We start from the raw sequence: 26,901 nt of genomic DNA, 5'->3' as shown, positions 1-26,901 counted from the left end.
GGCGCCCCAAAGAAAAAGCCGCCCTCGGGCGGCTTTCTCGTTTCCGAGGTGCCGATCAATCCTGGCCGTCGCGGTCGCGGAAGCCCAGCAGGTAGAGGATGCCGTCCAGGCCCAGCGTGGAAATGGCCTGCTTGGCCGATTGCTTGACCAGCGGCTTGGCGCGGAAGGCCACGCCCAGCCCGGCCAGGGCCAGCATCGGCAGATCGTTGGCGCCATCCCCCACGGCAATGGTCTGCTCCAGGCGCAGCCCTTCCTTCTCCGCCAGCTCGCGCAGCAGGTCGGCCTTGCGCTGGGCGTCGACGATCGGCTCGACGGCGACGCCGGTCAGCTTGCCGTCCTCGATCTGCAGCTCGTTGGCGAACACGTAATCGATGCCGAGCCTGGCCTGCAATTGCTTGGCGAAGTAGCTGAAGCCACCGGAGAGGATCGCGGTCTTGTAACCCAGGCGCTTGAGCTCGGCGAACAGCGTCTCGGCACCCTCGGTCAGGCGCAGGGAGGCACCGATCTCCTCCAGCACGTCCTCGGAGAGGCCCCGAAGCAGCGCCAGGCGCTCCTTGAAGCTGGCGCGGAAGTCCAGCTCCCCGCGCATGGCGCGCTCGGTGATCTCGGCCACCTGCTCACCGACGCCGGCAGCCTTGGCAAGCTCGTCGATCACCTCGGCCTCGATCAGCGTGGAGTCCATGTCGAACACCGCCAGGCGGCGGTTGCGGCGGAACACCGAATCACGCTGGAAGGCGATGTCGACGTTCAGCTCCTGGGCCACGCTGAGGAACTCGGCCCGCAGCGCCGCCGGGTCGGCCGGCTCGCCGCGCACGGAGAACTCGATGCAGCCCTTGCCCTGGCTGGCCGGCATATCGAGCGGCATGCGCCCGGAGAGACGGTCGATGTGATCGATGTTCAGGCCGTACTTGGCGGTGATGGCGCTGACGCGCTGCAACTGCTCGGCGGTGACCTTGCGGGTCAGCAGGGTCACCATGTGGCGGGGCTTGCCCTGGCCACCGACCCAGACCTGGTAGTCGCTCTCGGAAACCGGCGTGAAGCGCACCTGCTGGTCCAGCTTGTAGGCGGTGAACAGCACGTCCTTGAGCACGGACGACGCCTGCTCGTTGTCCGGTATCTCCACCAGGATGCCGAAGGACAGCGTGTCGTGGATGACCGCCTGGCCGATGTCGAGGATGTTCACCCCGCCCTGTGCGAGAACACCGGTGATCGCGGCGGTGAGGCCGGGACGGTCTTCCCCGGTGATGTTGATCAGGACTATTTCGCGCAAGGCGCACCTCCCGCAGTGGAAAAGGCGCACATTCTACCCACTTTCACGGTCTGACGAGCATGCCGGGCGCTTTGCCCTGCTAGGGGGCGCCGTTATACTGCGCCACAATTCCGTCCGAGAAGAGCCGAGCTCTGTGAACCGGCCTACGCCCGTCAAACCCGACAACTTCTTCCTGCTGATCTACCACGCCCTGCGCCAGCGCCGTGTGCCGATCGCCTTGCGCATCGCCAGCCACAGCCTCCTGCTGGTCGCCCTGGCCCTGGTGATCTACGCCTGGGTGATGGGCATGCAGTTCAAGCAGGCGATGCAACAGCAGGCCGACGCCCTGGGCCAGAGCCTGACCGCGCAGACCGCCGCTTCCGCCACCGAGCTGCTGGTGTCCAATGACATCCTCAGCCTCAACGTGCTGCTCAACAACCTGGTGAAGAACCCCCTGGTGGCCCATGCCGCCATCTACAGCGTGGACAACCGCATCCTCGCCGAAGCCGGGTCGCGTCCCAAGCAGGGCCTCCTGGGCGAAGTCGAAGGCCTGTACTCCACGCCCATCACCTTCCAGGAGGTGATCGCCGGGCACCTGCGCCTGAGCCTGGACATGCAGCAGTTCCAGCAGCCCATGACCATCAGCCTGCAGAGCATGGGCCTGCTCAGCCTGATCCTCCTCGCCCTGGCACTGTCCCTCAGCCTGCGCCTCGGCCGACACATCTCCACCCCGCTGCTGCAACTGCGGGTCTGGTTGCGCGATCCGGACGACCCCGCCCCCGGCGCCGGCCGCCAGGACGAGATCGGCGACCTCGCCCGCCAGTTGCAGGCGCGCCTGGTGCCGGAGAAGCCCGAACCTGAGCCCGAACCCGAGATCGAGGAGGCTTACCTGGACGAGGAAGAAGGCTTCCTCGAAGACGACCAGGAACACGGGGAAGAGGGCTTCGAGATCCGCAACCTGCGCGATGACAGCTTCGACGGCGACAGCGCCGAGGAAAGCCCGAGCCGCCTGTTCACCCCGGACGAGGACGACCCCTTCGCCGACCTGCGCCCGCGCGAGGAAGAACCACCCGCCACAGCCCCGGCGCTCGAACCCGAGGAGAGCGAGGACGACCTGCACCGCAGCGCCGTGCTCGCCGTGCAGCTCGGCGCCCAGGACCAGCTGCGCCGCCTGCCCCGCAGCCGGCTGCTGGACCTGCTGCAGCGCTACCGCGACTGCCTCGAGCAGGCCGCCGAGCTGTACCAGGGCGAGCTGCACACGCTCAATGACGGCAGCAGCCTGATGCTGTTCCACAGCGCCGACAGTGGCGAGGACCACCTGACCCATGCGCTGTGCTGCGGCGAGCTGCTGCGCGCACTCGGCCATGCCCTGCAGATCGAAGTGGCCGACAGCGGCATCACCCTGCAGCTGCAACTGGGCCTGACCCTCGGCGACAGCCTCGCCGGCCTGGGCCAGGGCGGCCTGCTGCTGGACGACACCACCCAGAGCGCACTGGCGCTGAGCCAGCACAGCCGCAACCTGCTGCTGGTGGAGCGCGCCATCGCCGACGATGCGCTGGTTCGCCAACGCGCCCGCGTACGCCCCATCGCCAGCCCGGAAGGCGCCTGCTGCGTCGAGCGCCTGCTGGAACCCTACCCCTCGCTGCTGGAACGCCAGCTGGCCCACATGCACGACGCCGGGCGCCACTGAGCCCGGCAAGCCAAGGACAGGCGCCATGACCACCCTCATCACCCATCCCCTGCCCGTCCTCGCGGTGGGCATCGCTCTTGGCAGTCGCGTCATCCCACCGTGGCTGCTGCTGGCGGGGCTGTTCTTCGCCTGCCTGCCCGACGCCGATGTCGCCGCCTTCAAGCTCGGCATCGCCTACGCCGACGCCTTCGGCCACCGGGGTTTCAGCCATTCACTGCTGTTCGCCGCCTGCTGCGGCCTGTTCGGCGCCCTGATCCATCCGCTGCTGCGCTGCGGCCCCCTGAAGGCGGGCCTGTTCATCGGCCTCGCGACCCTCAGCCACAGCCTGCTCGACGCCATGACCGACGGCGGCCTGGGCGTGGCCTGGTTCTGGCCCTGGGACATGCAGCGCCATTTCCTGCCCTGGCGCCCCATCGAGGTGTCCCCCTTCATTGGCGGCTTCTTCACCCAGCGCGGCATCGACGTGCTGCTCTCCGAAGCCCGCTGGGTCGGCCTGCCCTGCCTGCTGCTGGCACTCGGCGGCCTCGGCGTACGGCGCCTGTTCGGCAGGCGCCCGGCCACCTGAAGCGCCATCGCCCAGGCATTCGACGACCCAACGCGAAACCAATAAAAAGCCCGCATTAAGCGGGCTTTTTCGTCGATCGGCGGCGATCAGAAGCGGAACACTTCCACATCGGTACGCACCGGTGCGGCCAGCGGGATCTTCGGAGGCGTCGGCCCGCGCGAGCGCGCCGGGGCGGCATTGGCCTTGCGAGGCTCCTCGGCGGCGGCCGTGGGCTGGCCCGCAAGCGGCTTGACCGCACCGGCCAGTTGTTCGGCCAACTGCTGCAGCAGCTGGCTCTGGGCACGGACCTGGTCGGCCGCGCTGCCGCTGTGGGGCTGCTCCAGGCGCACCAGGCGGCTGTCACGCAGCTGGCCGGCCTTGTCCAGCAGGCGCCACTGGGCCTCCAGCACGGCAGGCCGCTGGGGGCCGGAGTCGAGGCGGCTGATGGTCAGCAGGACCTGGATCTCGGGGGTGAAGCCGGGGGTGGAGGGCGCCAGCACCAGACGCTGGCTGTCCAGGCGCCAGGACAATTGGCGCAGCAGCAGTTGATCGATATCACCCGCCAGGCTGCCGGCCCAGCGACCATCGGTGGAGGCGGTGAGGCTGCCATCGGGCTGGCGCTGCAGCAGGGTTTCGCGCTGCAGGTAGTCGGCAACCGAAACCGGCCCGAGCAGGACGGCCATGCCGGCGGACTGGTCCGGCAGTTCGGCGGTGCCGCTATCGAGCTGGTACATGGGTACCGGTGCATTGTGAACGCAGCCACCCAGGCCCAGAAGGCTGGTGAACAGCGCCAACAAAGGAAGACGTTTCATCTTTCTCACCCAGGGCCACCATACGGCGACCCACAGTCGGATTCATTGATGTTCGGGGCGTTCGCCACAACCGCGCACGGCCCGAGGGGACATATCATCCGCCAATGTGATGGATGACTCCAGCCTCGGGCGTCGAATGGCAACCGACGGGCGGCGAGCGCCGATTCAGCCCTGGACTTCGACCAGCAGCGCGTCGACGCGCTGGAAACCGCGCGGCAGCTTGTTGCCACGTCGGCCCCGCTCGCCCTTGTAGTGCTCCAGGTCGTCGGCCTTGAGCGACAGGGTGCGCTTGCCGGCCTGGAGCACCAGGGTGGCACCGGCCGGCAACACGGCCAGGTCCGCCAGGTACTCCTCGCGACTGGCGACGCGATCGCCGGGGATGCCGATGATCTTGTTGCCCTTGCCCTTGGCCAGCTGCGGCAGATCGGCCACTTTGAACAGCAGCAGTCGCCCTTCGGTGGTGACGGCCGCCAGCCAATCCTCCTCCAGGCTCGACAGCGGCCTTGGCGGCACGACACGGGCGCCATTGGGCAGGCTGACCAGGGCCTTGCCGGCCTTGTTCTTGGCCTGCAGGTCCTCGCCCTTGACCACGAAACCGTAGCCGGCGTCCGAGGCGATCACATAGAGCGCGTCGTCCTCGGGCAGCAGCACGCATTCGAAGGTCGCCCCCGGCGGCGGGGCCAGGCGGCCGGTCAGCGGCTCGCCCTGGCCACGGGCCGAGGGCAGCGTGTGCGCCGCCAGCGAATAGCTGCGTCCGGTGGAGTCGATGAACACGGCGTACTGGTTCGAACGGCCGGGCGCGGCGGCCTTGAACTCGTCGCCGGCCTTGTAGGAAAGGCTGGTGGCATCGATCTCGTGGCCCTTGGCGGAACGCACCCAGCCCTTCTCCGACAGCACAACCGTGACCTTCTCGTTCGGCAGCAGGTCGTGTTCGGTCAGTGCCTTGGCTTCGGCACGCTCGACGATCGGCGAGCGGCGGTCATCGCCGTATTTCTCGGCGTCCTCGAGGATTTCCTTGCGCACCAGCTTCTTCAGCTTGGCTTCGCTGCCCAGCAGCGCCAGCAGCTTCTCGCGCTCCTTGGCCAACTCTTCCTGCTCGCCACGGATCTGCATCTCTTCCAGGCGGGCCAACTGGCGCAGGCGGGTCTCGAGGATGTACTCGGCCTGGACCTCGGTGAGCCCGAAACGCTCCATCAGCACCGGCTTGGGCTGGTCCTCGGTGCGGATGATGCGGATCACCTCGTCGAGGTTGAGGAAGGCGATCAGCCGGCCTTCCAGCAGGTGCAGGCGGTGCTCCACCTTGTCCAGGCGGAACTGCAGGCGGCGGCGCACGGTGCCGACGCGGAAGGTCAGCCACTCGGTGAGCAGGGTGCGCAGGTCCTTGACCTGGGGCTTGCCGTCCAGGCCGATGATGTTGATGTTCACCCGGTAGGTGGACTCGAGGTCGGTGCTGGCGAACAGGTGCTGCATCAGCGCCGCGTGGTCGACGCGACTGCTGGTGGGGATGATCACGATGCGGCAGGGGTTCTCGTGGTCCGACTCGTCGCGCAGGTCGGCGATCTGCGGCGCCTTGGAAGGCTTGGCCTGCATCATCGCGGCGATCTGCTCCAGCACCTTGGCACCGGAGACCTGGTGCGGCAGCGCGGTGACGACGATGTCGCCGTCCTCGACGTGGTAGACGGCACGCATGCGCACCGAGCCACGGCCGGTCTCGTAGATCTTCAGCAGGTCGGCGCGCGGCGTGATGATCTCCGCCTCGGTCGGATAGTCCGGCCCCGGAATGTGCTCGCAGAGCTGCTCGACGGTCGCCTTGGGCTCGTCGAGCAGGCGCACGCAGGCGTTGGCGACCTCACGCAGGTTGTGCGGCGGCACATCGGTCGCCATGCCCACGGCGATGCCGGTGGTGCCGTTGAGCAGGATGTTCGGCAGGCGCGCCGGCAGCACGAGCGGCTCCTCCAGGGTGCCGTCGAAGTTCGGCCCCCAGTCCGCAGTGCCCTGGCCCAGTTCACTGAGCAGCACCTCGGAGTAGCGCGACAGGCGCGCCTCGGTGTAGCGCATGGCGGCGAAGGACTTGGGATCGTCCGGGGCGCCCCAGTTACCCTGGCCGTCCACCAGCGTGTAGCGGTAGCTGAAGGGCTGGGCCATCAGCACCATGGCTTCGTAGCACGCCGAATCGCCATGGGGGTGGAACTTGCCGAGCACGTCGCCCACGGTGCGCGCGGACTTCTTGTGCTTGGAGTCGGCGTCCAGGCCCAGTTCGCTCATGGCGTAGACGATGCGCCGCTGCACAGGCTTGAGGCCGTCGCCGATGTGCGGCAGGGCGCGGTCCATGATCACGTACATGGAATAGTTGAGATAGGCCTGTTCGGTGAACTCGGCGAGGGAGCGGCGCTCCACGCCTTCCAGGCTGAGATCGAGGGATTCGCTCATGCGTGCCTCACGGTGACATGTGTTGGCGCAGCACCAGGGTGCCGTCGCGCTGGGTGAATTCGAGTTGTTTGAGGGCGCTCATGCCGAGCAGCACCTCGTCGCCATCCATGCCGGGCGCGATGATCGCGGGCACGTCGGCGAGGACGATCTCCCCCAGCTGCAGCTCGCGCAGCCGGGTGCGATGGCCATTGCTGCGGCCATTCGCGGTGCTCAGGGTGATGGGCTCGCCCGGGACCAGGCCCAGCTCGTCGGCCAGGGCCTCGGGAACGGCCACGGCGGTGGCGCCGGTATCCAGCAGGAAGGTCACCTGGCGACCATCGATGCGCCCGTTCATCAGGTAGTGCCCCTGTCGGCTGCTGGCCAGGCGCACCTCCACGTAGCCGTCGCCGCGCAGGGACTCCGGCACCTGGTTGGGGTTGCGCTGGCCGTCTTCCCAGCGACCGAAGAAGTGCGTGGCCAGGAGCATGGCGATGCCCCAGGCGAGGATCAGCATGACCCTGCCTGCACGCTTGCCCGGCGCCTGCTCGCTCATGGCTGTTCCCAGCCGCCGCTCGGTTTGGCGAAGCGCCAGACGATCGGTCGCTGTTCGCCGTCGGCCCGGGTCTTGTCGCCGTTGTCGAGCACGATCCAGGCGCCCTCGGCATCGACCCACAGGCCTTCGGCCATGCCCCAGTCGGCGTCGTAGCGACGCGGCTCGGCCAGTGCCTCGGCGGCGAAGGACCAGCACCGCTCGACGCTGCCCTTGCTCGGATCGCGGCGGCAGATGCGGTGGGCAAGGCGCTCCAGCGTGAACAGCTTGCCGTTGTGGAAGGCCAGGTCGGAGAAGTCCCTGGACATCGGCACGCCGCTGCCCAGGCCAGGCGGCGGGACATCCTCGCCGGCTTCGCTGAAGAGCACGCAGCCACCGGAGCAACCCCAGGTGGACTGCTTGCGGTGCAGCACCATCAGGCCACGCCGTTCGCGCTCTGCGCCGAGCCACAGGCGTTCACCGGAAGGTTCGACGGCGATGCCTTCCAGCAGGGCGTTGAAGTGCAGCAACATGCCGCTGGCGCGGGCCTGGCGGACCAGGCCCTCCGGCAGGCGCAACCAGTCGGCGCTGCCGGCGTGCGGTACCTGCAGCACCGCCGCATGGGTTTCGCTCACCAGGTAGCGGTTGCCAGCGGCGTCGCAGGTGATGCCTTCGAAGTCCAGTTCGTTGCCGCGCACTCTGCTCATCGCCCAGTTGCGCACTCGAACGCCCCACGGCAGGCCGCTGGGTGGCGGTGGCGGGGCGACGAAGCGCTCGGCCTCGGCCTTGAGCACGCCTTCCGACGGCACCAGGCGGAACAGGCGGTCATCGACCCGGTCGGAGACCGCCAGCAGCTCCTTGCCACACAGGGCGATGCCGGAGAGGTTGCCCCCGGCGACACCGTCCACCGGGTACTCGGCGCTGAGCTTGAGTTCCTCGACCGGCGGGGCGGCCAACAGAGGCGAGGCGGTCAGCAGCAGGGCGATAAGGACGCTCGCCCTCACACCAGGACCTCGGCCAGGTTGCCCTTGGACTCCAGCCAGGACTTGCGGTCGCCGGCGCGTTTCTTCGCCAGCAGCATGTCCATCATCTCGTGGGTGCCTTCGCCATCTTCCAGGGTCAGCTGCACCAGACGCCGGGTGTTCGGGTCCATGGTGGTTTCGCGCAGTTGCAGCGGGTTCATCTCGCCCAGGCCCTTGAAGCGGGTGACCTGCGGCTTGCCGCGCTTCTTCTCGGCCGCCAGGCGATCGAGGATGCCATCGCGCTCGGCGTCGTCGAGGGCGTAGTAGATCTCCTTACCCAGGTCGATGCGGTACAGCGGCGGCATGGCCACGTAGACGTGCCCGGCTTCCACCAGCGGGCGGAAGTGACGGACGAACAACGCGCACAGCAGGGTAGCGATGTGCAGGCCGTCGGAGTCGGCGTCGGCGAGGATGCAGATCTTGCCGTAGCGCAGTTGCGCCACGTCGGGGGTGCCCGGGTCGACGCCGATGGCGACGGCGATGTCGTGCACTTCCTGGCTGGCGAGCACTTCGCCGCCATCCACTTCCCAGGTGTTCAGGATCTTCCCGCGCAGCGGCATGATCGCCTGGAACTCCTTGTCACGCGCCTGCTTGGCCGAGCCGCCGGCAGAGTCACCCTCCACCAGGAACAGTTCGGAACGCATCGGGTCCTGGCCTGCGCAGTCGGCCAGCTTGCCGGGCAGCGCCGGGCCCTGGGTGATCTTCTTGCGCTCGACCTTCTTGCCCGCCTTGAGGCGGCGGCCGGCGTTGCTGATGGCCAGCTCGGCCAGTTGCAGGCCCATGTCGGGGTGGGCGTTGAGCCAGAGGCTGAAGGCGTCCTTGGCGACGCCGGCGACGAAGGCGGCCGCCTCCCGGGAGGACAGCCGCTCCTTGGTCTGTCCGGAGAACTGCGGGTCCTGCATCTTCATCGAGAGGACGAAGGCGATGCGTTCCCAGACGTCTTCCGGAGCCAGCTTGACGCCACGGGGCAGCAGGTTGCGGAACTCGCAGAACTCGCGCATCGCATCCAGCAGGCCCTGGCGCAGGCCGTTGACGTGGGTGCCGCCCTGGGCGGTGGGAATCAGGTTGACGTAGCTTTCCTGCAGGGACTCGCCGCCCTCGGGCAGCCACAGCAGTGCCCAGTCGACGGCCTCCTTGTTGCCGGCCAGGCTGCCGACGAAGGGCTCGTCCGGCAGGCGCTGGAACTCGCTGACCGCGTCCACCAGATAGGAACGCAGGCCATCCTCGTAGTGCCACTCGATGCGCTCGCCGCTGGCCTTGTCCTCGAAGCTGACCAGCAGCCCCGGGCAGAGCACGGCCTTGGCCTTGAGCACGTGCTTGAGCCGGCTGACGGAGAACTTGTGCGAGTCGAAGTACTTGGCGTCGGGCCAGAAATGCACGCTGGTGCCGGTGTTGCGCTTGCCGACGGTGCCGATCACTTCCAGGTCGCTGGACTTGAAGCCGTCGGCGAAGGTCATGCGGTATTCGTTGCCATCGCGCTTGACGCGCACCTCGACCAGGGTCGAGAGGGCGTTCACCACCGAGATGCCCACGCCGTGCAAGCCGCCGGAGAACTGGTAGTTCTTGTTGGAGAACTTGCCGCCCGCGTGCAGCTTGGTGAGGATCAGCTCGACGCCGGGCACCCCCTCTTCGGGATGGATGTCCACCGGCATGCCGCGGCCATCGTCGATCACCTCCAGCGAATTGTCCTCGTGGAGGATCACCTGCACGCTCTTGGCATGGCCGGCCAGGGCTTCGTCGACGCTGTTGTCGATGACTTCCTGGGCCAAGTGGTTGGGCCGGCTGGTGTCGGTGTACATGCCCGGGCGCTTGCGCACCGGGTCGAGGCCGGAAAGGACTTCGATGGCGTCTGCGTTGTAAGCGTTCTGCTGGGCCATGGGGTCTCTTCGTCAAAGGGTGGAAAAGTCGATATCCCGCCACAGACTGGCGGGAAAACCGGCGTACGCCAGCAGGGCCGGCAGGTGGGCAGGGAAATGCTGGAAACCATGGTCGCCACCGGCCTCGATGCGCAGGGCACAGGCACGGTAGTAGCGCTCGGCGTGGCGGTAATCCAGGGTTTCATCGGCCGTCTGCAGCCAGACCTGGTAGCGGGCCGGGTCCTGCGGGGGCGCAACCTCCAGCTCGGCCAGGGCATCCACGTGCGCCTGCGTCAGCTCCCAGGTCTCGCCGCTGTAATAGTTCTTCTGCGGTCCCAGTTGGCCGTCGAACAACCGGTGCGGGGCCACCGCAGGGTTGATCAGTACGGCCCTGAGCCCGTGCCGCTCGGCCAGGAGGGTCGCATAGTAGCCGCCCAGTGAGCTGCCGACCAGCACCGGCCGCCCCAGCTCGGCGAGGGCCGCTTCGAGCTGGGCGATGGCCTCACGCGGATGATGATGCAGCGCCGGGACGCGCAGTCGCCCGGCCAGGCCCAGGCGCTGCATGAGCGCGGCGAGCTGGCGCGCCTTCTGCGATTCGGGCGAGCTGTTGAAACCGTGGATATAGAGAAGGGAGGGCTGTTCGGTCGACACGCGGCATCCTGGCAAGTCTGGCGGGCAAGCTGTACTTCTTGCCGTGCCGCAGCGCTAAGGTCAATAACCTTTGACGCTGTAATCCACTTCGAAGTCGATACCGGTGACCCGCGATACGCCGGTTTCCAGCACGCCATCGGCCTGCAGGCGCAGCCAGCGATAACCCGGCGCCTCGGTGTCGACCTGGAATTCCTCGCTGCCCGGCGCGAACTGCACGCAAGTGGAAGGCGAGGCCAGCAGGCGCACGCCATTGCGCATCTGGTCGAACTCCTGGTGCACATGGCCCCAGAGCACGGCACGCACCTGCGGAAAACGGTCCAGCACGGTGAACAGGGCGTCCGGGTTGCGCACGCCGATGGGGTCCATCCAGCGGCAGCCGATCGGCACCGGATGGTGGTGGAAACTGATCAGCACGTGCTTGTCCGACGCCTCGCTCACCGCCCGCTCCAGCAGCGCCAGCTGTTCCGGCGGCAGGTGCCCGGGAACGGCGCCACCGATGGTGGAGTCCAGCAACACCACGCGCCAGGCGGGGAAATCGATGATCGGGTCGAGCAGCTCGGTGCCGGCACAGACCTGCTCCATCACCTGGACTTCGTCGTGGTTACCCGGGAACCAGCGGCTGTCGGCGGGGATCACCGCGCAGAGGTCGCGGAAACGCTCGTAGGATTCGACGCTGCCATCCTGGGACAGGTCCCCGGTGGCCAGTACCAGGTCGATATGCGGCTGCTCTTCCAGCACCCGCTCGATCACCCGCTGCAGGCTGTCGGCCGTGTTCATGCCCAGGAGTCGTCCGTCCTCTTCGGCAAATAGATGACTATCGGACAGCTGCACCAGCAGCACCGATGAATCAAAGGCGAGAGTGGACGCGCTCGACAAGGCGGTCTCCTTGGGCGGAATGAGATGAATTATGGTGGTTCAGGCGTGAAACGGTAAACCCGAGAAGCGGGACTGGATCACATTCGCGAGCGCCAGGAAATCGGCAGGGAGCGGATTTTCTAGAGCACGGGCTCCAGTTCGTGGCCACAGGCCAGGCAATGGCTCAGCCATTCGCCGAGGAAGACATTGAGCTGGCTCTTCTCGTCGGGCTGGTGCATGTCGGCGTTCGGATAGGGGTAGAAGCTGCGCAGCCGCCGTGCATTCTCGGCCCCGACCACCTCGGCCATGCGCGCATCGTGGTAGACGCGCACCTCCAGCTGCGGCGAGGGCAGCCAGGGCAGGCTGAGCTCCTGCCGCACCTTCAAGGTGGTGGTGTACGGGCAGGCTTCGACCACCTCCAGCGCCAGCACGCCCACCAGCCGCTCGCCCTGGCTCAGGGCCACGCGGCGCGAGGACTGGACCTCGCGCATCTGCGGCAGCAATCGCATCAGCCGGGCGTAGTTCGCCTCGCAGGCCGCTTGCAGCCCGACGAGGTCCACCCGGTAGCGATCGCGCAACAGATTCACGTCCACATCCCCCGTACTTCATCCCGGTTCAGTGCCAGCCATTGCAGGGCGATGATGGCCGCGGCGTTGATGATGCGTCCGTCACGCAACGCAGCCAGCGCATCGGCGAAGGACAGCACGTGGACGCGGATGTCCTCGCCCTCCTCGGCCAGACCGTGCACGCCACCGGCGCCGCTGCTGTCGCAACGACCGACGTACAGGTGCACGTATTCGTCCGATCCCCCTGGAGAAGGATAATAGGCGGTGATCGGCCATAGCGACGTCAGCGTCAGGTCGGCCTCCTCGACGGCCTCGCGGCGCGCCACCTCGTCCGGCTCCTCGTCCTTGTCGATCAGCCCGGCCACCAGCTCCAGCATCCAGGGATTGGCGCTCTTCTGCATGGCGCCGACGCGGAACTGCTCGATCAGCACGACCTGGTCGCGTTGCGGATCGTAGGGCAGCACGCACACGGCATCATGGCGCACGAACAGCTCGCGGCTGAGCGTCGGCCCCATCTCCCCGGAGAACTGGCGATGACGCAGGTGCAGGCGATCCAGGCGGTAGAAGCCACGGAAGCACTCCTCGCGCTCGATGATCTCGACCGCGTCCGGCCCGGGTTTGAAGGTATCTATCATCTACGCCTCACTCGATCTGATGATCCCGCGTTTCGCGCATCCTACTCTGGCGATTCGCCTCGCGCAGCCTCTTTGCAGATGGATTTGCGGCTGGGATCATGCGCTCCTGCGAGCGAACTCGAACCGCCACCGGCAGTCGAAGCACGCAATCCATAACGACTCCCCACCCGATGACGAATTCAATCCCGATGCACAAGAAACTGCTCCTCCTCGGCTGCGCCCTCCTCCTCGGCGCCTGCCAGGCGCTGACGCCCGGCGACAAGGGCCTGGCCGTCAAGCGCGATGCCTGGGAACACCTCAAGCCCGGCTGCCAGGGCGACAGCTGCCCGCTGGTGAACATCGACGTCATCAGCTTTCCCGATCACCCGCAGCTCAGCGAGCTGGTGACCCAGCGCCTGCTGCGCATGACCGCCGACGCACCGGATGCACCGCTGCCGGCCTCGCTGCAGTCCTACGAAAAGGACTTCCTGCAGCGCGCCGAGCCCGGCTGGGCCAGCTACCTGCAAGCCAAGGTGCGGGAACAACGTGACCAATTGACCATCATCGAGCTGTCCAGCTACCTGGCCACCGGCGGCGCCCACGGCATGCCCGGGCGCGGGCTGATCAACTACGACCGCACACAGGACAAGGTGCTGACCCTGCGCGACATGCTCATCCCCGGCCAGGAAGCCGAGTTCTGGAAGCTCGCCGAGCAGGCCCACCAGCGCTGGCTGGCCGCCAACAAGCTGGACCAGGACCCGGAATACGCACGCACCTGGCCCTTCCAGCGCACCGAGCACATCGCCCTCGGCCGCGGCGCGCTGCTGCTCAAGTACGACGTCTACAGCATCGCGCCCTACGCGGGCGGCCACCCCGAGCTGACCATTCCCTACCCGCAGCTCAACGGGGTACTGAAGCCGCAATACTTCCCCGGCCGCGGCTGAGGGAGCCCAGCACGAACTGCAGCCCGCCGGCCAGCAGCAAGGCCGGCAGGGTCGCGCCCACCTCGGGCAGGAAGTTCGCCAGCAGGTGGTACACCGCGACGCCACAGAACCAGGCGGCCAGGGTGTCCCAACGCAGTGCGCGGCGCGGCGCCAGCTCCTCGCGACGGCGGCGCAGCACGAAGTGGTCCACCAGCACCACGCCGAACAGTGGCGCGAACACCGAGCCAATCAGCAGCAGGAAGTTCTGGTACTCGGCCAGCGGCGCGAACCAGGCGATCACGGTGCACGACGCGCCGATGGCCAGGGCCAGGCGTTCCACCTTCACCGGCACCAGGATGCCGCTGGAAACCGCCGCCGAGTGGATGTCGGCGAAGGCGTTCTCCGACTCGTCCAGCAGGATCAGCAACAGCGGGATACCCAGCCCGGCGCCAGCCAGCGCCAGCAGCAATGCGTTGACCTCACCGCTCGGCGCGAAGGCCAGGGTGTAAGCGACGCCCAGGCTCATCAGCCAGAAGTTGCCGAGGAAGAAGCCCACCGCAGTGCCGCCGAACACGCTGCGCGCGCACTTGCCGAAGCGCGAGTAGTCGGCGATCAGCGGCAGCCAGGACAGCGGCATGGCGATGGCGATGTCGAAGCCCAGGGCGAAGGGCAGCGAGCCGTCGCCGCTACGAGCCCAGATCGCGCCCAGGTCAGCCTTGTCGAACAGGTTCCAGGTCAGCCAGACGCAGGCGCCCAGCAGCAGCCAGATGCCCCACTTGCGCAGCACGCGACGCACGAAGGTGAGCGGGCCGGTCACCGCCAGCAGGGTCGCCAGCGCACCGAAGAACAGGGTCCATAGTGCCGGCGAGGCCAGCGCGCTACCCTCGCCCCAGGCACGGGTGGCCAGCAGGCTCGCGGCGTCACGCATGACGATGATCTCGAACGCGCCCCAGCCCACCAGTTGCAGGAGGTTGAGCAGCGCCGGCAGCACGGCGCCGCGCTTGCCCAGGGCCAGGCCGAGGGTGCCCATGGCCGAGAGGCCGGTGTCGCTGCCGATCACCGCCGCAGCGCCGAGCAGCAGCACGCCGACGGCTGTGCCGCAGGCGATGGCCGCCAGCGCCCCGGCCAGGCCGAGCCCCGGCGCCAGCAGCGCACCCAGCTGCAGCACCATCAGGCCGACGCCGAGGGAGAACCAGAGGGAGAACAGGTCGCGCGCGCCGAAAACGCGCTGGCCGGCGGGAACCGGCAGGGACGGCGAGTAGCTGGGGGTGGTCACGTTGAAGGCCCTGGAGAGTGGACGAAGAAGGCCCGGCGCAGTGCGCCGAGCCCGTGGGTGCAGCCACGAGGTCGGTCAGACCTGCTTGTAGATCACCGAGCCTTCGTCCTTGAAGCGCGCCGCCTGCTCCTGGAAGCCCGCCTCGATGGCCTGGCTCTCCTCGGAGAGGCCATTTTCCTTGGCGTAGTCGCGCACTTCCTGGGTGATCTTCATGGAACAGAACTTCGGCCCGCACATGGAGCAGAAGTGCGCCACCTTGGCCGAGTCCTTCGGCAGGGTCTCGTCATGGAAGGCGCGAGCGGTGTCGGGGTCGAGGCCGAGGTTGAACTGGTCCTCCCAACGGAATTCGAAGCGCGCCTTGGACAGGGCGTTGTCGCGGATCTGCGCGCCCGGGTGGCCTTTGGCAAGGTCGGCAGCGTGGGCGGCGATCTTGTAGGTGATGATCCCGGTCTTCACGTCATCCTTGTTCGGCAGGCCCAGGTGCTCCTTGGGCGTCACGTAGCAGAGCATGGCGCAGCCGAACCAGCCGATCATGGCGGCACCGATGCCGCTGGTGATGTGGTCGTAGCCGGGGGCGATGTCGGTGGTCAGCGGGCCCAAGGTGTAGAACGGCGCCTCGTCGCAGCACTCCAGCTGCTTGTCCATGTTCTCCTTGATCAACTGCATGGGCACGTGGCCCGGGCCTTCGATCATGCACTGCACGTCGTGCTTCCAGGCGATCTTGGTCAGCTCGCCGAGGGTCTCCAGCTCACCGAACTGCGCAGCGTCGTTGGCGTCGGCGATGGAGCCCGGACGCAGGCCATCGCCCAGCGAGAAGCTGACGTCGTAGGCCTTCATGATTTCGCAGATTTCCTCGAAGTGGGTGTAGAGGAAATTCTCCTGGTGATGCGCCAGGCACCACTTGGCCATGATCGAGCCGCCCCGCGAGACGATGCCGGTGACGCGCTTGGCGGTCAGTGGCACGTAGCGCAGCAGTACGCCGGCGTGGATGGTGAAGTAGTCGACGCCCTGTTCGGCCTGCTCGATCAGCGTGTCGCGGAACAGCTCCCAGGTCAGGTCCTCGGCGATGCCGCCGACCTTCTCCAGCGCCTGGTAGATCGGCACGGTGCCGATGGGCACCGGCGAGTTGCGAATGATCCACTCGCGGGTCTCGTGGATGTGCTTGCCGGTGGACAGGTCCATCACCGTGTCCGAGCCCCAGCGGATGCCCCAGGTCAGCTTGGCCACTTCTTCCTCGATGGAGGAGCCCAGGGCCGAGTTGCCGATGTTGCCGTTGATCTTCACCAGGAAGTTGCGGCCGATGATCATCGGCTCCAGCTCGGTGTGATTGATGTTGGCGGGGATGATGGCGCGGCCACGGGCGATCTCGTCACGCACGAACTCGGGGGTGATCACCGCAGGGATGCTGGCGCCGAAGCTGTGCCCGGCGTGCTGCTCCTTGAGCAGGCCGGCAGCGCGCGCCTCGGCCAGCTTCATGTTCTCGCGGATGGCGACGAACTCCATCTCCGGGGTGATGATCCCCTGGCGGGCGTAGTGCATCTGGCTGACGTTGCGCCCGGGCTTGGCCCGGCGCGGGTTGCGCACGTGGGCGAAGCGCATGGCGGTCAGCTCGGGGTTGGCCAGGCGCTCCTGGCCGAAGCTGGAGGACAGGCCGGCGAGCAGCTCGGTGTCGCCACGGTCCTCGATCCACTGCGAGCGGATGTCGGCCAGGCCCTTGCGCACGTCGATGGTCACGCTCGGATCGGTGTAGGGGCCGGAGGTGTCGTAGACCATCACCGGCGCGTTGATCTCGCCGCCGAAGGCGGTGGGGGTCACGTCCAGGCTGATCTCGCGCATCGGCACGCGGATGTCCGGGCGCGAACCCTGCACGTAGACTTTCTGCGAACGGGGGAAAGGCTGGATGGATTGCTGGTCGACCTGGGCGCTTTCGCTCAGGTTCGCTTGTTGTTTTGCAGTCATCGGCTAGCTCCTGGGTGATGTCGGAGCGAACCTGAGGGGCAGAGTGCACCGGGACCGGTGCCGAGAGGAACCTCCCAGGAATGCCGCAAGGCGCGGGAGGCGCATCTTGTTCCCTACGCAGGCCTTAACCTGATCAGGTTCAACGGGATCCGGAACTTTCCGATCTCAGCCTCCGATTCGAGGCACCCCGACAAGAACGGGGCCAGTCTAAACAAGCCCCTTCCACAAAACCAACCCCAAGGTCAGAAATAAATGACCAGCCCGTCCGAAACCGACGCACGGACCGCGTCACGCATTCATTGTTCCCGGCAAGCAACATAACGTGTTGCAAACTACACTGACCCCGCCATGGAGCCGTCTTGACCGCGTACCATGGCAGCCGTAGCCTTGCCCGACTCCACTGAATCTAGGATTGATCATGCTGCGCAGACTCTCACTGGCTGTTGCCGTGGCCTCCGCTTTCGCGGGTAGCGCCTGGGCAGCAGAGGCCCCGCTGTCAGCCAAGACGGATCTCGTGACCGTCTACAAGGACGCCGTAGACAACAACGCCGATCTCGCCGCCGCGCGCGCCAACTTCGAGGCCGTGCGCGAGGCCGTGCCCCAGGCCCGGTCCGGCCTGCTGCCGCAGATCAATGGTGGTGCCACCGCCAACGACACCCGCACCAAGCTCGACGAGCCGTCGGCCACCAGCTCGCGCAGCGGCATCGCCTACCAGGCCAGCCTGAGTCAGCCGATCTTCCGCGCCGACCGCTGGTTCCAGCTGCAGGCTGCCGAGGCCAGCACCGAGCAGGCCTCCCTGGAATTCTCCGCGACCCAGCAGAACCTGATCCTGCAGACCGCCGAAGGCTACTTCGCCGTGCTCCGCGCCCAGGACAACCTGGCCTCCACCAAGGCCGAGGAAGCGGCGTTCAAGCGCCAGCTCGACCAGGCCAACGAGCGCTTCGATGTCGGCCTCTCCGACAAGACCGACGTGCTGGAAGCCCAGGCCGGCTTCGACACCGCCCGCGCCAACCGCATCATCGCCGAGCGCAACGTGGATGACGCCTTCCAGGCGCTGGTCACCCTGACCAACCGCGAATACGCCTCCATCGAAGGCATCCAGCACACCCTGCCGGTGGTCGTGCCCGCGCCGAACGACGCCAAGGCCTGGGTCGACACCGCCGCCCAGCAGAACCTCAACCTGCAGGCCAGCAACTACGCCGTCGACGCCGCCGAAGAGACCCTGCGCCAGCGCAAGGCCGGCCACGCGCCGACGCTGGACGCCGTCGCCCAGTACCAGAAAGGCGACAACGACAGCCTCGGCTTCACCAACAGCGGCGCCAGCCCCGTGCGCTACGGCAGCGATGTCGAGCAGCGCACCATCGGCCTGCAGCTGAACATCCCGATCTACAGCGGCGGCCTGACCAGCTCCCAGGTGCGCGAGTCCTACCAGCGCCTGAACCAGACCGAGCAGCAGCGTGAAAGCCTGCGTCGCCAGGTGGTGCAGAACACCCGCAACTACCACCGCGCGGTGAACACCGACGTGGAGCAGGTTAAGGCCCGCAAGCAGTCGATCATCTCCAACCAGAGCGCCCTGGAAGCCACCGAGATCGGCTACCAGGTCGGCACCCGCAACATCGTCGACGTGCTCGATGCCCAGCGCCAGCTTTACAGCTCCGTGCGCGACTACAACAACGCGCGCTACGACTACATCCTCGACAACCTGCGCCTGAAGCAGGCGGCCGGCACCCTCAGCCCGTCGGACCTGGAAGCCCTCGCCAGCTTCCTCAAGTCCGACTACGACCCGGACAAGGACTTCCTGCCCCCGGACCTGGCCAAGGCCGCGGAAGCCAGCCTGAAGAACAAGGCCAACTACTGAGTCATCACTGTCCCATGAAAAAGCCCGGCTCGTGCCGGGCTTTTTCATGGGCGATCTCGGCATGACCTGACGAACGCCATCCACACCCGCCGATTGGCGGCCCGCGACCGGTATCAGACCCTGATACCATGAACAGCAAACAGTGCGGCACCCTCGAAGCGATCTTCGCCCGCCCCACGGCCCGAACTCTGGAATGGGTCCGCATCGAATCGCTTTTTCTCGCCCTCGGCGCCCTATCCATCGAAGGCAACGGTTCCCGTGTGCGCTTCGAGCTGAACGGCGTGGTCGCCAGCTTCCACAGGCCGCACCCGGAGAAGGAAGCCAAGCCTTACCAGGTCCGCGACGCCCGCTTCTTTCTCGAGCAAGCAGGAGTGACTCCATGAACGTGATGAACTGCAACGGCTACTCCGCCCGCATCGAGTACAGCGACGAAGACGGCCTGTTCATCGGCCACATCGCCGGCATCCGCGATGTCGTGGGCTTTCATGGCGAGTCGGTCCAGGAGCTGCGCGCAGCCTTCCGCGAAGCCGTCGAGGACTACCTCGCCACTTGCGCGAAGCTCGGGCGCGAACCGCAGAAACCCTACTCGGGGAAACTCAGCCTGCGCATCGAGCCGGACGTCCACGCCAACATCGCGACCAAGGCCGCGCTGGCCGGCATGAGCATCAACCAGTGGATCGCCGACACGGTCAGGCGCGCCGCCCAGGGCTGATCAATCCCGATAATCCGGCGCCACCCGTTCCAGCAACCTCAACAGCGCCTGCCACGCCAGGTCCATCGCATCCGGGTCGGTCAGTTCCCCCTCCGCCACCGGCCGTGCGGGCTCGTTGAACTGGCGCTGGGTGTGCTCGCAGACCTCGTGGGGCGGCAGCAGCAGTTCGCCACCGGCCTGGGCCGCCACCTGGATGTCGCAGGCCTTCTCCAGGTAGTACATGCGCAGGAAGGCCTGGGCCGGCGTCTCGCCGACCGTGAGCAGGCCGTGGTTGCGCAGGATCATCACCGGCTTGTCGCCCAGGTCCGCCACCAGGCGCTTCTGTTCGTCGAGGTTGAGCGCCACGCCTTCGTAGTCGTGGTAGGCGACGCGGCCGTAGAACTCCATGGATATCTGGTTCACCGGCAGCAGCCCGGCCGGTTGTGCGGCCACCGCGCAACCGGCGCGGGTGTGGGTGTGCAGCACGCAGCGGGCATCCTCGCGTGCTACATGGATGGCACCGTGGATGACGAATCCCGCCGGGTTGACCTTGTAGCCCGTGGGCTCCACCGGCCGCCCCAGCAGGTCGATCTTCACCAGGTCGCTGGCGCGGATCTCGTCGAACATCAGCCCATAGGGATTGATCAGGAAATGGTGCTCCGGCCCCGGCAAGCGCACCGAGATGTGGGTGAAGATCAGGTCGGTCATGCGGAAATGGGCGATGAGCCTGTAGCAGGCTGCCAGCTCCTGGCGCAGGACACGCTCCTCTGCGGTGCAGGACGAAGGCGGAAGCGGGGCGTGCAGGGGCGTCATGGCGATCTCCGTGGGAACTGGCGCAGGTTCGGCCGCCAGCGATGGCGGCCTCGGGAATGCAGGCAAGTATCACGCCGACCTAGCGCACCGCCCAGGCATTGAAACGCTCTTCGAGTTCCTCGCCGTGATCGACCCAGAACTCCACATCCATCGGCAGGCTCGCCGCCAAGGCCTGCGGGGTCGCCGGTATCCAGCGGGCCTGCTCCGCGTCCAGCGCGGCTGCGGCATCCCGGTTGGTCGGCCCGTAGGGAATGCGCTGGATGTAGGCCAGCTGAGGCTCCTTGCGATTGGCGAAGGCGATCAGTCGCTCGGCCCGCTGCGCATGCCGGGAGCCCTTGATGATCGCCCAGTAGTCCATGCCGTAGAGGCTGCCCGGCAGGACCAGGTCGAGGTTGCGCCCCGCCCGATGAGCCGCCGCCACGCGTCCCGAATAGGACGAAGTCATCACCACGTCACCCGCTGCCAGCCATTGGGCGGGCTGGGCACCGGCCTCCCACCACTGGACCTGCGACTTGATCTGGTCGAGCTTGGCGAAGGCCCGGTCGACGCCACCCGGGCTGGCCAGCACCTTGTAGACCTCTCCCACCGGCACACCGTCGGCCAGCAGGGCGAACTCCAGGTTGTAGACCGCACGCTTGCGCAGCCCGCGCTTGCCGGGGAATTTCTCCAGGTCCCAGAAATCGGCCCAGGAGGTCGGCGGGGATGGCAGCCGGTCGGCGTCATAGGCCAGGGCGACACCCCACACCAGCGCGGCGGAACCACACTCCTGGGCGGCATCGTCGACCAGCCGGTCGCGCCCGCCGATACGCTGCCAGTCCAGGCGCTCGAACAGACCGCTCTCACAGCCCCGCACCAGATCGGGCCCTTCGATCTGCACCAGGTCCCAGTCGACGTGGCCGGTATCGGCCATCACGCGGATGCGCGCCATCTCGCCGTTGTATTCGCTCTGGATGATCGGCTTGCCGTCCTCGGCCGCGAAGGGTTTGAAGAAGGCCTCGTCCTGGGCCTTCTGGCCGTCACCTCCATAGCCGACCACCACCATGTCGGGGGCACCTTGAGCCGCGAGGGCATGCGCCAGCAGGGCGAAGAGGAGGACGAGGCGAGGCAGGCCGGTCGAGTGACGCGGAAAGTCGTGTCGCATGGTGTTTCTCCCATTGTTCTTGTTGTACGGGGATGGCCCGTCGAGGGGCAGGGATCACGCTAGATGCGCACCAGTAAAAAAACAAGTTGATTTTTTACCATGGATAAACAAGTAATGAATTCATAAGAACTCCAGCAACCCCGCGAGGATTGCCATGCACGCCTTTCCCCACCTGTTCGAACCCCTGCAGATCCGTGGCAAGCGCCTGAAGAACCGCATCATGTCCAGCGGGCACGACACCAGCCTGCCCACCGACAACCGGGTCAACGACGCCCTGGTCGCCTACCAGCGCACCCGCGCCGAAGGTGGCGTGGGCCTGATCGTGCTGCAGGTGGCGGGGGTTCATGACAGCGCCCGCTACACCTCGCACGTGCTGATGGCCACCGAGGACGCCTGCATCGCGGGCTATCGCGAACTGGCCGAAGCCTGCCATGCCCACGGCACCCTCGTGCTGTCGCAGCTGTTCCACCCTGGACGAGAGATCATGGAGACCGCCAGCGGCCTGCTGGCGGTGGCCTACGCCCCGTCCGTAACCCCGAACGAGCGCTTCCGCGTCATGCCCCGTGCGCTCGACCAGGGGATGATCGACGAGATAGTCGCAGGCTACGGCGCCGCCACCCGCCGGCTGCGCCAGGCCGGCCTCGACGGGGTGGAGGTGGTGGCCAGCCATGGCTACCTGCCGGCGCAGTTCCTCAACCCCCGGGTCAACCGCCGCGAGGACGGCTACAACGGCGACCTCGGGGCCCGCCTGCGCTTCCTTCGCGAGATCCTCGCGGCGGTGCGCCTGGCCGGGGGCGAGGACTTCATCGTCGGCCTGCGCATCTCCGCCGACGAGCGTGATCCCCAGGGCCTCAGCGAAGACGAGTCACTGCAGGCGGTACTCGCCCTGGAGCAGGAGCTCGACTACGTGCACCTGGTGGCCGGTACGTCCGCGTCCTTCGGCGGGGCCGTGCACATCGTCCCGCCCATGGCAGTGGAGCCGGCCTACCTCGCACCGACCGCTGGCGGATTCAAGGCGCGCCTGGGCATCCCGCTGTTCGTCACCGGGCGCATCAACCAGCCCCAGGAGGCGGAACGGATCATCGCCAGCGGCCAGGCCGACGTCTGCGGCATGACCCGGGCACTGATCTGCGACCCACTGATGCCGGAGAAGAGCGCCAGCGGCCGGGTGGATGACGTGCGCGCCTGCATCGCCTGCAACCAGGCCTGCATTGGCCATTTCCACAAGGGCTACCCGATCTCCTGCATCCAGCACCCGGAAACGGGCCGCGAGCTGCGCTACGGCCAGCCCCGCATGACCCGCAGGGCGCAGCGGATCATGGTGGTCGGCGGCGGCCCGGCAGGCATGAAGGCCGCTGCAGTCGCCGCGCAACGGGGCCATGAGGTGACCCTCTACGAAGCGAGCACGCAGCTCGGCGGCCAGGTGCTGTTGGCGCAACTGCTGCCCCGGCGCAGCGAGTTCGGCGGCGCGGCCACCAACCTGCAGCGGGAGATGGAGCTGGCTGGCGTGAAGGTGGTGCGCAGCACCCGCGTCGACCGCGCATTCGTGGAACGCGAGCGGCCTGACCAGGTGATCATCGCCACCGGCGCACGGCCCTACTGGCCGGATATCGAGCGCGACGGTGAACTGCAGGTGGTGGATGCCTGGCAGGTGTTGAAGGGGGAGGTGCAGGTCGGCCGCTCGGTGCTGGTGGCCGACTGGCGTTGCGACTGGATCGGCCCCGGCATCGCCGAGCGCCTGACCCGCCAGGGCCATTCGGTGAGGCTGGCGGTGAATGGCACCCATTGCGGTGAAAGCCTGCCGCTCTACGTGCGTGACCAGATGGCCGGAGAACTGCACCGCCTCGGGATTGCGATCACCCCTTACACGCGCCTCTACGGCCACGACGACAGCACGGTGTACATGCTGCATGCGGCCAGCGGCGAGCCGCTGCTGTTCGAGGACGTCGACACCCTGGTGCTGTGCCAGGGCCACCAGCCGCTGGACGAGCTTGGCGCAACGCTGGACGGCCTGGTGCCCTTCCAGCGCATCGGCGACTGCCTGGCCGCGCGCACGGTGGAAGAGGCGATATTCGAGGGGCTGCAGGCGGCCTGGGAAATCTAGGGCGCGAGGGGCACGCCGCTGCTTTACAATGCCGCGTTCGCGCGGGGCCAGCCCTCCGCCCAGCCCCAAGGACCGGAGGGATCATGAGCCCCAGCCTGCCGCCGCCCGGCACCGCCAATGCGCCCGAGAGCCAGTTCCTCGGCACGCGCATCCGCGCCTTGCGCAAACGTCGCGACATGACCCTCGCCGAGCTGGCCGAACAGAGCTCGCTGACCGCCGGCTACATCAGCCAGCTGGAACGCAACCTGGCCTACCCTTCGATCCCCGCACTGTTCAATATCGCCCGCAGCCTGGGCGTCACCATCCAGTGGTTCTTCGCCAGCGAAGCACCCACGGCCGAAGCGGACAAGGGCTATGTGGTACGCAAGAACAGCCGCATGAGCGTGCATTACGACGACGGCATCATCGACGAGCTGCTCAGCCCGCAGCCGAGCCGCTCGCTGGAAATCCTCCATTCCCGATTCCCTCCCGGCACCTACAGCGAAGAGAGCTACAGCCATGAAGGCGAGGAAGCCGGCTACGTACTCAGTGGCGAATTCGAGCTCTGGGTCGGTGAGCGGCATTTCCTGCTGGCCGAAGGCGACAGCTTCTCCTTCTCCAGCCAGGAACCCCACCGCTACGGCAACCCTGGCGACAGGGACACGCTGATCATCTGGATCATCACCCCGCCGACCTTCTGAGGCCCCGGGCTCACCCCAGCAGGCGGGCGAGCCCCGCAAGCAGGCGCTCCAGGGCCCCCTGGTTGGCCCGCAGCACCGCCAGCCCGGCGTCGTGCATGCGGGTTGCGGCAGCGCTGTCGCGCCACAGGCTGGCCACGGCGCTCTCAAGCGCTTCGGCGTCGGCCACTTCGACCAGGGCGCCGTTGTCGCGCAACTGCGCGGCGATATCGAGGAAATTGAACAGGTGCGGGCCGCTGAGCACCGGCTTGCCCAGCGCGGCCGGCTCCAGCAGGTTGTGCCCGCCGTTGGGCACCAGGCTGCCGCCGACGAAGGCGATGTCGGCCAGGGCGAAGAGGAACAGCAGCTCGCCCATGGTGTCCCCGACCAGCACCGAGTCGCTCGCCGTCAGCGTCTCGCCGCTGGAACGGCGCACGGCGGAGAAGCCTTCACGGCGGCACAGCTCGAACACCGTGTTGAAGCGCTCCGGATGGCGCGGCACCAGGATCAGCAGCGCGTCGGGGCGCTCGGCCAGCAGTTGGCGGTGAGCCGCGAGGATGATCTCGTCCTCCCCCGCGTGGGTGCTGGCGGCGATCCAGACCGGGCGCCGCATGGCGCCCCACTGCTCACGCAGGGCCGCAGCACGGACGGGGAGCTCCGGGTCGATGCGCAGGTCGAACTTGATCGAGCCGGTCACCGCCACCGCCTCGGGACGGGCGCCCAGGCTGCGGAAGCGCTCGGCTTCGGCCTCGGTCTGCACCGCGAGCCAGCTCAGCTCGGCGAGCATGGGCGCGGTCAGCTTGTGGAAGCGTGCGTAGCCACGGGCGGAACGCTCGGACAGCCGCGCATTGGCCAGCACCACCGGCACGCCACGCCTGTGGCACTGGTGGATGTGGTTGGGCCACAGCTCGGTTTCCATGATCACCGCCAGCTTCGGTTTCAGCAGGCGCTGGAAGCGCGCCGCCGCCCAGGGCAGGTCATAGGGCAGGTAGCAGTGCTGCACCTGGTCGCCGAACATCGCGCGGATGCGCTCGGAGCCGGTGGGGGTCATGCAGGTGACGGTGATCGGTAACTGCGGGTGGCGTTCGCGCAGGGCGCGGATCATCGGCGCCGCGGCGATGCTCTCGCCCACGGATACCGCGTGGACCCAGATGCCGCCCGGTTGCAGGGGCGGCAGGCCGAAGGCGAAGCGCTCGGCGATGCGCCGGGCATAGGCCGGCGCGCGCCAGGCGCGCCAGGCCAGGCGCAGGGCGATGAGGGGCAGGCCGAGGTGGAACAGCAGGGTATAGAGGGTGCGATTCATGGGCGCGGAGCTTATCAGAGCGACGGCGCAGGATCAGCCGATCGCCTTGAGGTGCTCGGCGAAGCAGTCGGCCAGCCACAGCGCCGCCGGGCCCAGTGACTCGTCGCGGCGGCAGACCAGCTCCACCACCAAGGGCGGCGGCGTCCAGTCGCTGCTCAGTTCCACCAACTGGTTCTGGTAGGTCGGGTACTGCACCACATGGCGCGGCAACCAGGCCCAGCCGAGGTTGCGCATCAGCAGCTCGGCCATGGTGTAGAAGCTGTCGGTGCGCCAGATCGAGGGACTGAGCTGCTCGCCGCCGGGGTAGCGGCTGTCCTGCGGGGCCATCAGCAACTGGCGGTGGCGGGCCAGTTCGCGACGGTCGACATGTGCCACACCCGCCAGGGGATGACCGACGCCGCAGACCGTGACCATCTCGATGGTGCCCAGGCGCTGGCGCTCCAGCGCCTCGGGCATCTGCTCGTGGTGGAACAGCAGGCCCAGGTCGGCGCGGCGCTCCAGCAGCTTGCGCGCCACGTCACCCTGGGCGCCGCTGGCCAGTTGAACTTCCAGCAGGGGGAACGCCTTGGCCAGCGCTTCCAGGCTGTCGAGCACCGGTTGGTAGGGCATGGCCTCGTCCTGGGCCAGGCGCAGGCGCACCTCTTCACCGCGCACCAGCCCGAGCGCGCGCCCCTCCAGGCGCTGGCACTGGCGCAGGACCTCGCGGGCCTCCTCCAGGAGGGTGCCGCCGGCTGCAGTGAGGCGCGGCTGGCGGCCGCTGCTGCGCTCGAACAGCGTCACCCCGAGATCGGCCTCCAGCATGGCGATGGAGCTGCTGACCGCCGACTGCGCCCGGTTGAGCCGACGCGCCGCCGAGGAAAACGACTGGCCTTCGGCGACGCTGACGAACAGGCGGATCTGCTCAAGGTTCCACTGCATGACCTATCTCCATTACAGATGGGTAATCACTTTATCCCATCATCGCGGCGGCTAGAATCGGCAGCCGGAAAACCCAGGAGGCCACCATGACCGGCTATCTCTACCTCGCCATCGCCATCACCGCCGAAGTGATCGCCACCACCTCCATGAAAGCCCTCGACGGCTTCAGCAAACCCCTTCCGCTGCTGGTGGTGGTCGGCTACAGCATTTCCTTCTGGATGCTCAGCCTGGTGGTCAAAAGCATCCCGGTGGGTATCGCCTATGCGATCTGGGCGGGCCTCGGCATCGTCCTGGTGAGCATCGCCGCGGTCTTCCTCTACCAGCAGAAGCTGGACATCCCGGCCATGCTCGGCATGGGCCTGATCGTCTCGGGCGTCGTGGTGATCCAGCTGTTCTCCGGCAGCACCGGCCACTGATCCACGTCAGCCCCGCCTCACGGCGCGCGTTATACTGCGCGCCGGT

25 protein-coding genes and 1 riboswitch are annotated in these 26,901 nt (G+C 67.5%); of the genes, 9 read left to right on the top strand and 16 right to left on the bottom strand.

Annotated elements, in window-relative coordinates:
- Positions 1-55: 55 nt before the first annotated feature.
- A complete protein-coding gene (serB, locus tag DMX10_RS03890; RefSeq protein WP_111259872.1) occupies positions 56-1,270 on the bottom strand; it encodes a phosphoserine phosphatase SerB in 1,215 nt (404 codons plus the stop codon).
- Between the two features lie 133 nt (positions 1,271-1,403).
- Here serB and DMX10_RS03885 point away from each other — a divergent pair, with 133 nt between their 5' ends.
- Both DMX10_RS03885 and DMX10_RS03880 read left to right on the top strand, forming a co-directional pair.
- Positions 1,404-2,939 (top strand): AhpA/YtjB family protein, encoded by a 1,536-nt coding sequence (locus DMX10_RS03885; protein WP_111259871.1) that lies wholly within the window; start codon positions 1,404-1,406, stop codon positions 2,937-2,939.
- Between the two features lie 25 nt (positions 2,940-2,964).
- Entirely contained in the window at positions 2,965-3,504 is a 540-nt protein-coding gene (locus tag DMX10_RS03880) for a metal-dependent hydrolase (protein ID WP_111259870.1), read from the top strand.
- Between the two features lie 86 nt (positions 3,505-3,590).
- Here DMX10_RS03880 and DMX10_RS03875 read toward each other — a convergent pair whose 3' ends face one another.
- The 9 genes from DMX10_RS03875 to DMX10_RS03835 form a co-directional block, all read right to left on the bottom strand.
- Complete coding sequence (locus DMX10_RS03875) at positions 3,591-4,295, bottom strand: membrane integrity-associated transporter subunit PqiC (protein ID WP_111259869.1); 705 nt, start codon at positions 4,293-4,295, stop codon at positions 3,591-3,593.
- A gap of 165 nt (positions 4,296-4,460) precedes the next feature.
- Positions 4,461-6,725: a DNA topoisomerase IV subunit A gene (gene parC / locus DMX10_RS03870; protein WP_111259868.1), complete on the bottom strand. Its 2,265-nt coding sequence runs from the start codon at positions 6,723-6,725 to the stop codon at positions 4,461-4,463.
- 7 nt (positions 6,726-6,732) lie between these two features.
- Positions 6,733-7,257, bottom strand: coding sequence for a TIGR02281 family clan AA aspartic protease (locus DMX10_RS03865; protein ID WP_111259867.1), 525 nt, complete (start codon positions 7,255-7,257; stop codon positions 6,733-6,735).
- Positions 7,254-8,237, bottom strand: coding sequence for an esterase-like activity of phytase family protein (locus tag DMX10_RS03860; protein WP_256604763.1), 984 nt, complete (start codon positions 8,235-8,237; stop codon positions 7,254-7,256). Before DMX10_RS03860 ends, DMX10_RS03865 begins: the two co-directional genes overlap by 4 nt.
- Positions 8,234-10,132, bottom strand: coding sequence for a DNA topoisomerase IV subunit B (parE, locus tag DMX10_RS03855; RefSeq protein ID WP_111259866.1), 1,899 nt, complete (start codon positions 10,130-10,132; stop codon positions 8,234-8,236). The genes DMX10_RS03860 and parE overlap by 4 nt, the downstream gene beginning before the upstream one ends.
- 12 nt (positions 10,133-10,144) lie before the next feature.
- Positions 10,145-10,762 (bottom strand): YqiA/YcfP family alpha/beta fold hydrolase, encoded by a 618-nt coding sequence (locus DMX10_RS03850; RefSeq protein WP_111259865.1) that lies wholly within the window; start codon positions 10,760-10,762, stop codon positions 10,145-10,147.
- Positions 10,763-10,822: 60 nt separating this feature from the next.
- Positions 10,823-11,638: a 3',5'-cyclic-AMP phosphodiesterase gene (gene cpdA / locus DMX10_RS03845; protein WP_111259864.1), complete on the bottom strand. Its 816-nt coding sequence runs from the start codon at positions 11,636-11,638 to the stop codon at positions 10,823-10,825.
- A gap of 119 nt (positions 11,639-11,757) precedes the next feature.
- Positions 11,758-12,210 carry a DUF1249 domain-containing protein gene (locus tag DMX10_RS03840; protein ID WP_111259863.1) on the bottom strand — a complete coding sequence of 151 codons (453 nt, stop codon included), beginning with the start codon at positions 12,208-12,210 and terminating at the stop codon, positions 11,758-11,760.
- Entirely contained in the window at positions 12,201-12,818 is a 618-nt protein-coding gene (locus DMX10_RS03835) for an NUDIX domain-containing protein (protein ID WP_111259862.1), read from the bottom strand. Before DMX10_RS03835 ends, DMX10_RS03840 begins: the two co-directional genes overlap by 10 nt.
- Before the next feature lie 188 nt (positions 12,819-13,006).
- Here DMX10_RS03835 and DMX10_RS03830 point away from each other — a divergent pair, with 188 nt between their 5' ends.
- Positions 13,007-13,741, top strand: coding sequence for an RsiV family protein (locus DMX10_RS03830; RefSeq protein WP_256604762.1), 735 nt, complete (start codon positions 13,007-13,009; stop codon positions 13,739-13,741).
- Here the strand turns inward: DMX10_RS03830 and cytX are convergent.
- Together cytX and thiC are read right to left on the bottom strand one after the other, a co-directional pair.
- Positions 13,698-14,996, bottom strand: a complete 1,299-nt coding sequence (cytX, locus tag DMX10_RS03825; RefSeq protein ID WP_111259860.1) for a putative hydroxymethylpyrimidine transporter CytX — start codon at positions 14,994-14,996, stop codon at positions 13,698-13,700. The genes DMX10_RS03830 and cytX overlap by 44 nt on opposite strands.
- A gap of 75 nt (positions 14,997-15,071) precedes the next feature.
- On the bottom strand, positions 15,072-16,955 hold the full coding sequence (thiC, locus tag DMX10_RS03820; protein ID WP_111259859.1) for a phosphomethylpyrimidine synthase ThiC: 1,884 nt from the start codon (positions 16,953-16,955) through the stop codon (positions 15,072-15,074).
- Positions 16,956-17,048: 93 nt separating this feature from the next.
- A riboswitch (TPP riboswitch) is annotated at positions 17,049-17,155 on the bottom strand.
- A 218-nt stretch (positions 17,156-17,373) separates the two neighbouring features.
- Here thiC and DMX10_RS03815 point away from each other — a divergent pair.
- The 3 genes from DMX10_RS03815 (at position 17,374) to DMX10_RS03805 (ending at position 19,525) form a co-directional block, all read left to right on the top strand.
- Entirely contained in the window at positions 17,374-18,813 is a 1,440-nt protein-coding gene (locus DMX10_RS03815; RefSeq protein WP_111259858.1) for a TolC family outer membrane protein, read from the top strand.
- A 128-nt stretch (positions 18,814-18,941) separates the two neighbouring features.
- On the top strand, positions 18,942-19,196 hold the full coding sequence (locus DMX10_RS03810; RefSeq protein WP_111259857.1) for a type II toxin-antitoxin system HicA family toxin: 255 nt from the start codon (positions 18,942-18,944) through the stop codon (positions 19,194-19,196).
- On the top strand, positions 19,193-19,525 hold the full coding sequence (locus DMX10_RS03805; protein WP_111259856.1) for a type II toxin-antitoxin system HicB family antitoxin: 333 nt from the start codon (positions 19,193-19,195) through the stop codon (positions 19,523-19,525). The genes DMX10_RS03810 and DMX10_RS03805 overlap by 4 nt, the downstream gene beginning before the upstream one ends.
- On the opposite strand, the gene DMX10_RS03800 is transcribed toward DMX10_RS03805, so the two are convergent.
- Positions 19,526-20,317, bottom strand: a complete 792-nt coding sequence (locus tag DMX10_RS03800) for a class II aldolase/adducin family protein (RefSeq protein WP_111259855.1) — start codon at positions 20,315-20,317, stop codon at positions 19,526-19,528.
- A gap of 79 nt (positions 20,318-20,396) precedes the next feature.
- Positions 20,397-21,458 (bottom strand): ABC transporter substrate-binding protein, encoded by a 1,062-nt coding sequence (locus DMX10_RS03795; protein WP_111259854.1) that lies wholly within the window; start codon positions 21,456-21,458, stop codon positions 20,397-20,399.
- Between the two features lie 154 nt (positions 21,459-21,612).
- On the opposite strand from DMX10_RS03795, the gene DMX10_RS03790 reads away from it, so the two are divergent.
- A complete protein-coding gene (locus DMX10_RS03790; RefSeq protein ID WP_111259853.1) occupies positions 21,613-23,562 on the top strand; it encodes an FAD-dependent oxidoreductase in 1,950 nt (649 codons plus the stop codon).
- An 83-nt stretch (positions 23,563-23,645) separates the two neighbouring features.
- Positions 23,646-24,242 carry a cupin domain-containing protein gene (locus DMX10_RS03785; protein WP_111259852.1) on the top strand — a complete coding sequence of 199 codons (597 nt, stop codon included), beginning with the start codon at positions 23,646-23,648 and terminating at the stop codon, positions 24,240-24,242.
- A 10-nt stretch (positions 24,243-24,252) separates the two neighbouring features.
- Here DMX10_RS03785 and waaA read toward each other — a convergent pair whose 3' ends face one another.
- Together waaA and DMX10_RS03775 are read right to left on the bottom strand one after the other, a co-directional pair.
- On the bottom strand, positions 24,253-25,521 hold the full coding sequence (gene waaA, locus DMX10_RS03780) for a lipid IV(A) 3-deoxy-D-manno-octulosonic acid transferase (protein WP_111259851.1): 1,269 nt from the start codon (positions 25,519-25,521) through the stop codon (positions 24,253-24,255).
- Positions 25,522-25,554: 33 nt separating this feature from the next.
- Complete coding sequence (locus DMX10_RS03775) at positions 25,555-26,439, bottom strand: LysR family transcriptional regulator (RefSeq protein ID WP_111259850.1); 885 nt, start codon at positions 26,437-26,439, stop codon at positions 25,555-25,557.
- A gap of 86 nt (positions 26,440-26,525) precedes the next feature.
- Here DMX10_RS03775 and DMX10_RS03770 point away from each other — a divergent pair, with 86 nt between their 5' ends.
- Entirely contained in the window at positions 26,526-26,855 is a 330-nt protein-coding gene (locus DMX10_RS03770; protein WP_111259849.1) for a multidrug efflux SMR transporter, read from the top strand.
- The last annotated feature ends 46 nt before the right edge of the window (positions 26,856-26,901 follow it).

It is taken from the genome of Pseudomonas sp. 57B-090624 (assembly GCF_003234055.1).
Lineage (GTDB): Bacteria > Pseudomonadota > Gammaproteobacteria > Pseudomonadales > Pseudomonadaceae > Metapseudomonas > Metapseudomonas tohonis.
This window is presented reverse-complemented; position numbering and strand designations above follow the sequence as displayed.